This window comes from Psychrilyobacter sp., from assembly GCF_037132775.1.
Taxonomy (GTDB): domain Bacteria; phylum Fusobacteriota; class Fusobacteriia; order Fusobacteriales; family Fusobacteriaceae; genus Psychrilyobacter.
Genome location: NZ_JBAHZY010000087.1, coordinates 1 through 6960 on the forward strand (window position 1 = coordinate 1; position 6960 = coordinate 6960).

Here is a 6960-nt window from a genome sequence, read left to right on the forward strand (position 1 = left end):
TACATTTTTTCTTTGAGAGTGCATTACTTGGGAAAATTGCTGGATATGTAGGAATCGTAGCTGGATTATCTGCAATGTATGAAGCAGCAGCTCTAATTTTAAACGAAAAATACGGTAAAGTAATATTACCACTGTAATAAATTAGGTCTATGAAATTTCATAGACCTATTTATTTATACTTTCATCGCTCATTGAATTTTTTAAAAAATATGGTATAATATAGATTAATTAGATCACATCGGAGGTCAGATGGAAAAGTTATTAAAGGGACATCAAAAATTTAAAGCAATAAAATTTAAAAAAAATAAAGATTTATATTTAAAACTAGTAAAAGATGGGCAACATCCAGGAACATTATTTATAGGATGCAGTGATTCCAGAGTAATTCCAGGGTTGATTACAGGGTCTAAACCCGGTGAACTATTTACCATTCAAAATGTAGGGAATTTCGTAGCTCCCTATAAACCTGATGAAGATTATCATTCAACAGCCTCGGCAATAGAATATGCAGTATCAGTTTTAAAAGTAGATGATATAATAGTTTGTGGACATTCCCATTGTGGAGCTATCAAATCTCTCTATAAGGATTTGGATAAGGATGATGACTTGATTCACACAAATAAATGGCTGGAATTAGGTAACGAAGCCAAAAAAGTAGCACAATTAGTAGGAGGATCTGAGAAGGAAAAACTTATCAATACAGAAAAACTCTCTGCTATCTTCCAACTAGAGAATTTATTGACATATCCAGCAGTAAAAAGAAGGGTCGATGAGGGATCATTACACCTTCATGTTTGGTATTACAAGATAGAAACAGGTGAAATAGAGTACTATGATGATATCAAAGAATCATTTATCCCTATGAAATAATAATAAAAAAATAACGTTTTTTCAACCCCCATCTTGGGGGTTTTTTTAGTTATTTTAAAAAATTTATAGCTATATAATTAGTTTCTAATATTATTACATATTTAGACTTATCGTTTAAAATTGGGAAACGAATCAATAATTCTTCTTTATTTTTCTTTAATTCTTCTTTACTCATCCTATAAAATGCTCCTTTTGAAAAACCAAGGTGAAAAATTAACCTCTTAATTTTATTTTTAAAATTTCCATAGGTAAGGTGAAAAAACATATCCCCTCTATTAATTTTCAAATTATTTCTTATCCTAGATTAATCTGTTGTTCTACTCCAAAACCTAACGAATTAATTTTAAGTTCTAAGACTTCCAAAGAACTAAATAATTTTTGATCAACCACCTTTATTAAATCGATAAAAGTATTACATAACATAATTATTTCTCCTTTTGAAAAATTCATTAAAAAACAATATGATATTACCACTTTTTTGCTTAAAACAAAATTTTAAAGTTTAATTTTTAAAAATCTTGAGATTGTCCAAGAGCTTGACGTAATACCAATCCAAATATAGTAAGTGATTTGGAGAAAACAGATTTCAAAGGAAACCCAGGAACTATTTGGAAAAAGATAGAAAAAAATGTTAAAGTTAAAGAGAAGGTAGTGGTAGAACTAGAAGCTCAAAGGCAAATAGAATTTTTCCCTGGATTGTTTAAAGAATTCAGTAAGATTATATAAAAATATCTAATTTTGAATAAGGAGTGATTGTTATGTGGGGAGATATAAGCGTTAGATTATGGCAGCATATGAATGAATATTATATGAAATTTGAAAAACAGATTCCATTAATGTCAATTCCTGATTCTATGCCTGAAGATGAATTAATAAATAAAATAGAATTAGCCATAAAAGAGGGAAAGACTATTGAACATTATATTTCTGAAATAGATGAGGACTTATAAATCAAAGTCCTTACACTAAGCTCACAAAGAAATAACTAGAGAGTACTCTAAGAGATTTTTTTTCTTGAGCCTGACTAGGATCTGACTCTAACTCATCCTTCTTATGGTTTCCCGATTGACGAGTACAAAATTTTCTTCTAGTTATAAGAAAATTACGATGTCAAAAGGAAACCGAAGTAGTAATGGTTAGTATTTTAAGCGAAGTTTATAGTCGTTCCACTTCAGCAGTACTGTTCCTACAGTAACGATCGTGACTTACTCACTAAGACAACATATAAACCTTCCGGCTCTTTTTGGATACTTATTTCTAGCTGCAGAGAAAAAGTATCCCGTATCAAAGACGGAAACTTTGGGACCTTCAATTATTCTCTCTCATTCGCCTCCTGAGCCCTCCTAAAAACTTCCCTTTGTAATTGTACCCCTAGCATTGAAAAACATCAAATAAGGAGGTCACAAACCCTTGGTACTATTGGTATAGAGAGCGTATTTTTAGATTTGTCTAATCATTAGACAAAACGTCCATTAGATGGACTAAAGGTCCACTCAGTGGACTTATTTAGCCCTAAAAAAGAGATGAAATTACAGTGATTTACAATCTCTGATATATTTATATTTTTTCTGTCATCCGGACTGGAATAAACTACTTTTGAAGTAGCCTCTCCGTCTGTAAATGAAGGAGTAGCCTCAATACTATAGGTTTTTAATAAATTTATATTTGCTTCATCATATAAATCTGGAAACTCATCTAAGAAAGTTTCATCTAGAGATAACCTAGATCTTATTTAGTTCTAAATTATGTTGTACTTTAGCTACTGTAGCTTTTCTCATTTCTTTGAGTAATTTTGGTGCAATAGTTCCAGCTAAAATACCAATTATAGCGATTATTATTAATAATTCAATCATTGTAAACCCTTTTTTTCACATTATTTTAGCATATTAATTTAGTGTTCCCTAATTAAAAGTCAATAAATTTAATTTTAATTTAATATAAAAAAGCTGAAGATATTTTGGTTTTCAGGAATTTTTTTATAAATGTAAAATAGATTACAAAACTTTAACCCGATATACTGTATTATCAACATACGGAAAGTAAAATTATTTTATTAAAGGAGGGGAATATGTATGATTAAACTTATAGGAATACTTATAATCATTTTGGGATTTTCATTTCAATTTGATACCATTGCTGTTGTATTGATAGCAGGGGTGACAACTGGTCTTGTTTCTGGTGTTGACTTTATGACAATACTCACAACTTTAGGCGAGGCTTTTGTAAAGACTAGATATATGACACTTTTTCTACTAACATTACCGGTTATAGGGATATTAGAAAGAAGTGGTTTAAAAGAAAGGGGAGCTGAATGTATAAAGGGGATGAAATCTGTTTCAGGAGGAAAAATTCTTTCTTATTATATGGTAATCAGAACTATAGCAGCAGCTTTATCTGTTAGATTAGGTGGACATGTACAATTTATCAGACCACTTATTTATCCAATGACAGAGAGTGCTTCTGAAAATATTTTAGAGAAGACTCTCTCAGAAGATGAAAAAGAACATCTTAAAGGTGTTGCCTGTGCAGTAGAAAATTTTGGTAACTTCTATGGACAAAATGTCTTTGTAGCTGGAGGAGGAGTACTTCTTGTTGTTGGAACTCTTCAAGAATTAGGGTTTATAGTAGAACCTTATTCTGTTTCAAAAGCAGCTATTCCAGTAGCAATTATAGCTGTTATCTTTTCAGTTATTCAAAACTACTTGACTGATAAGAAACTAAAAAATACACAGACAGTAAAGGTTGAAAAGGAGGTAAAAGAATGAGAGGAATGATTCTAGAATTGATGTATATCCTTACGGGGATAGTGGCAATTTGTACTGGAGTATATGCACTTACTGATAAAAATCATAAAACTAAACTTGGAACAGGGATCTTTTGGATATTATTTGGGATGATTTTTATAGGCGGGAAAAATATTCCTCCTCATATTGTTGGTGCAATATTATTTTTAATGGGTGGGTTGACTGCTTTCAAGAAAGTAGGCAGTGGATCTCAAGTAGGAGCCTCTGAGGAAGAGAGAATAGAAAAAAGTAATAGATTTGGAAATATAATATTTGTGCCTGCTCTTGCAATTGGACTCGTTGCTTTTTCCGTAGCACAGTTTACAAAATTAGGTGGGTTAGTAGGTTTAGGTATAGGTTCAATTGCCGCATTAATTCTTACTATGATTATCACTAAAGAAAAACCAAAATATATAGGTTATGAAGGATCTAGAATGCTTCAGCAAATAGGATCTAGTGCTATATTACCTCAACTTTTAGCTGCTTTAGGATCAGTTTTTGCACTATCTGGTGTAGGGGCAGTTATTTCAAATATGATGGGTGGAATAATACCAGAGGGTAATATCTTAGCTGGTGTAATAGTATATTGTCTTGCCATGGCTATATTTACTATGATAATGGGTAATGCATTTGCAGCTTTTGCAGTGATCACAGCAGGAATAGGGGTTCCATTTGTACTTGCTCATGGTGGAAACCCTGCAATAGTTGGAATATTAGGTCTTACAGCAGGATATTGTGGGACACTACTTACACCTATGGCTGCTAACTTTAATATAGTTCCCGCAGCTATTATGGATATGAAAAATAAAAATGGTGTTATCTTCGCTCAGGCACCTGTCGCAATAGCAATGTTAGGCGTTCACATTGTACTTATGTATTTTTGGGCATTTTAAGGGGGAGAAAAATGAAACTACTTATTACAGGATTTGATCCATTTGGAAATGAAAGTATAAACCCAGCTTGGGAAGCTGTGAAACTTCTACCATCAAAGGTAGAAGGAGTGGAAGTTATTAAACTTCAAATTCCTACAGTTTTTAAGGAATCTATAGACACTATTTTAAAAGGTATAAAAGAACACAAACCTGACGTTGTTATCTGTGTAGGACAGGCAGGGGGAAGGTATGAGATGACTATAGAAAGAGTGGCTATCAACTTAGATGATGCTAGGATAAAAGATAACAAAGGGAATCAACCAATAGATGAACCTGTATACGCCGATGGACAGGATGCATATTTTACAAACCTTCCAATAAAAGCCATGGTAGAAGAGATGAAAAAAAATAATATACCTGCTTCGATCTCTAATACTGCCGGAACATATGTATGTAATCATGTAATGTACGGTGTACTCTATCATATAAATAAATTTGCTTTGGTAAAAAAAGGTGGATTTATCCATGTTCCCTTCATACCAGAGCAGGTACTAGATAAAAAAAATACGCCATTTATGGATCTAACATCTATAGCTAGGGGACTCGAAGCTTCAATTAAGGGACTATATGAAAACAATGAAGATTTAAAGATAACAGGTGGAGCTGAATTCTAAACTTTATAGCTCTAAATAATGTAAGGTCTTTGATGTTATTGACGATAGAAAAGAAAAATTAGAAATAGATTATAATTATAATAGGAGATCTCCAGAGATCTCCTATTATTTTACATCTCCATTTTCCTGGCCAGAAAATAATATAATTTTCTGGGTAGGATCTTTACCATAGTATAGAGGATTTTATTGGATAATCCTGGAATATAGAGACCGCCTTTTTTGTTTAGGGATCTGAGTGAAAGTTCTGTTACTCTATCTGGGTCCATCCACCTTACAAGTCCCTTGTTTTTAAAGGTTTCTTCCCTTATATTCAAAGATTTGTGAAAATCACTTCTCGTGAAACCGGGGCAGAGAGCCTGGACTCTTATTCCCAAAGGTGAGAGTTCCAGATGGAGGGATTCTGTAAATGTTGTTATAAATGACTTTGTAGAACTATAAAGATGGTTAAAAGATGTAGGAGCAAAGCCTGCAAGGGAGGAGACATTTATAATATTTCCATGTTTATTTTTTCTCATACCTCCTGACACAAGATGAGTGATCTTACAAAATGAATTTATATGTGTTTCTATCATTTCATATTGTTTCTCATAGCTGTCATCAAAGAATTTTTTTTCGTGACCGAAACCCACATTGTTTATTAAAAAATCAAAGGGAACTGTTTCTATTTTTTTTAATAAATTGTCTACTTCTTGAGGGATGGTGAAGTCAGCTAAGAGAACAATAACTTTAACATGGTATTTTTTACGAATATTATAGGCCAATTTTTCTATAATTTCTATACGTCTTCCTGTAATATAGAGGTTATACCCTTCTTTCCCAAGTTTTCTCGCAAAGGAGGCTCCTATACCACTGGTGGCTCCTGTTATTAAAGCATTTTTCATTAAATTACCTTCCTATCTATTTTTTTTGTATACTTTTTCTATAATTTTTTAATTGAGAGATGGATAATACTATTATAAGTTTTCTTTTTATCGTGATTAACTTTTTTTCTTGTAATTTCTTTAGGAGTTTTGTTACTCCTATCCTAGAAATATTCAACGTATTTCCAATATTTTCATGAGTATATCCATCGATCTCTACATCTTTTTCTTTATCAGGAGTTTTAATCGCAGCTATTCGGATTAAAAATTCGAGAATTCTTTCTTCATTGATATAAAATTTATTGAAACTCATTTGAAAAAGTGCCAAATGATATTTCCTAGACATACTATGAATAAAATATGAATAGTAACTGGGATTTTCTAGAAGAACTCTATCTACTTTCTCTTTCTCGATCTTACATAGTTTGGCATCCGTTACAAAATGAAGAGTATAATTTTCAGAGATATCTGAAAAAATTTCGAATTCTCCTAAAATTTCCCCAGGACACAGAGTATAGATAAGCTGTTCATCGCCGTTTTCTTCATGGAGGGATATTTGGACTTTTCCAGAGACTACAATGTACAGTGACCTTACAATATCAAGGCAGATAATATTATTTTTTTGGTAGGTGGTTATTCTTCCGTTAGGAATTAAAATATTCAAAAAAAAATTTCTCATATTGTTTTGTTTATTTAGATCAAAGATTGCAGAGTATTCTTTATTCATTATTTTCTTCTCCCCTTTTCTTATTATCTCGACTTATATGGTGGTCGTGTTTGTCAAACAGTTTATGAAAAAACTTAAGCAATTTTTTGAGTACCAAAATATACCTTAGCAGGTGTTTCATAATCTAAAGAACTATGTCCTCTATCGTTATTATAAAAATTAATATACCTTTTT

General features: G+C 31.8%; 10 protein-coding genes and 1 pseudogene. 6 read left to right on the forward strand and 5 right to left on the reverse strand.

Features of this window, described 5'->3' with window-relative positions:
• The first annotated feature begins 249 nt into the window (after nt 1-249).
• Nucleotides 250-870, forward strand: coding sequence for a carbonic anhydrase (locus V5784_RS05880; protein WP_336888113.1), 621 nt, complete (start codon nt 250-252; stop codon nt 868-870).
• Nucleotides 871-919: 49 nt separating this feature from the next.
• On the opposite strand, the gene V5784_RS05885 is transcribed toward V5784_RS05880, so the two are convergent.
• Entirely contained in the window at nt 920-1045 is a 126-nt protein-coding gene (locus V5784_RS05885; protein ID WP_336888114.1) for a hypothetical protein, read from the reverse strand.
• A 119-nt stretch (nt 1046-1164) separates the two neighbouring features.
• Nucleotides 1165-1293: a hypothetical protein gene (locus tag V5784_RS05890; protein WP_336888115.1), complete on the reverse strand. Its 129-nt coding sequence runs from the start codon at nt 1291-1293 to the stop codon at nt 1165-1167.
• Nucleotides 1294-1440: 147 nt separating this feature from the next.
• Between V5784_RS05890 and V5784_RS05895 the strand changes: the two genes are divergently transcribed.
• Nucleotides 1441-1596 carry a hypothetical protein gene (locus V5784_RS05895; RefSeq protein WP_336888116.1) on the forward strand — a complete coding sequence of 52 codons (156 nt, stop codon included), beginning with the start codon at nt 1441-1443 and terminating at the stop codon, nt 1594-1596.
• A 32-nt stretch (nt 1597-1628) separates the two neighbouring features.
• On the forward strand, nt 1629-1820 hold the full coding sequence (locus V5784_RS05900; RefSeq protein WP_336888117.1) for a hypothetical protein: 192 nt from the start codon (nt 1629-1631) through the stop codon (nt 1818-1820).
• A 771-nt stretch (nt 1821-2591) separates the two neighbouring features.
• On the opposite strand, the pseudogene V5784_RS05905 reads toward V5784_RS05900, so the two are convergent.
• A pseudogene (locus tag V5784_RS05905) lies at nt 2592-2732 on the reverse strand (prepilin-type N-terminal cleavage/methylation domain-containing protein); the annotation flags it as partial.
• A gap of 210 nt (nt 2733-2942) precedes the next feature.
• Between V5784_RS05905 and V5784_RS05910 the strand changes: the two are divergent.
• Genes V5784_RS05910 through pcp form a run of 3 tightly spaced genes read left to right on the forward strand, consistent with a single transcriptional unit; the run spans nt 2943 to nt 5199 of the window.
• A complete protein-coding gene (locus V5784_RS05910; RefSeq protein WP_336888118.1) occupies nt 2943-3635 on the forward strand; it encodes a DUF969 domain-containing protein in 693 nt (230 codons plus the stop codon).
• Nucleotides 3632-4546, forward strand: a complete 915-nt coding sequence (locus V5784_RS05915; protein ID WP_336888119.1) for a DUF979 domain-containing protein — start codon at nt 3632-3634, stop codon at nt 4544-4546. Before V5784_RS05910 ends, V5784_RS05915 begins: the two co-directional genes overlap by 4 nt.
• A gap of 11 nt (nt 4547-4557) precedes the next feature.
• A complete protein-coding gene (gene pcp, locus V5784_RS05920) occupies nt 4558-5199 on the forward strand; it encodes a pyroglutamyl-peptidase I (RefSeq protein ID WP_336888120.1) in 642 nt (213 codons plus the stop codon).
• 110 nt (nt 5200-5309) lie between these two features.
• Here the strand turns inward: pcp and V5784_RS05925 are convergent, their stop codons facing one another.
• Both V5784_RS05925 and V5784_RS05930 read right to left on the reverse strand, forming a co-directional pair.
• Nucleotides 5310-6080 carry an SDR family oxidoreductase gene (locus tag V5784_RS05925; protein ID WP_336888121.1) on the reverse strand — a complete coding sequence of 257 codons (771 nt, stop codon included), beginning with the start codon at nt 6078-6080 and terminating at the stop codon, nt 5310-5312.
• 16 nt (nt 6081-6096) lie between these two features.
• Nucleotides 6097-6786: a Crp/Fnr family transcriptional regulator gene (locus V5784_RS05930; RefSeq protein ID WP_336888122.1), complete on the reverse strand. Its 690-nt coding sequence runs from the start codon at nt 6784-6786 to the stop codon at nt 6097-6099.
• Nucleotides 6787-6960: the final 174 nt, after the last annotated feature.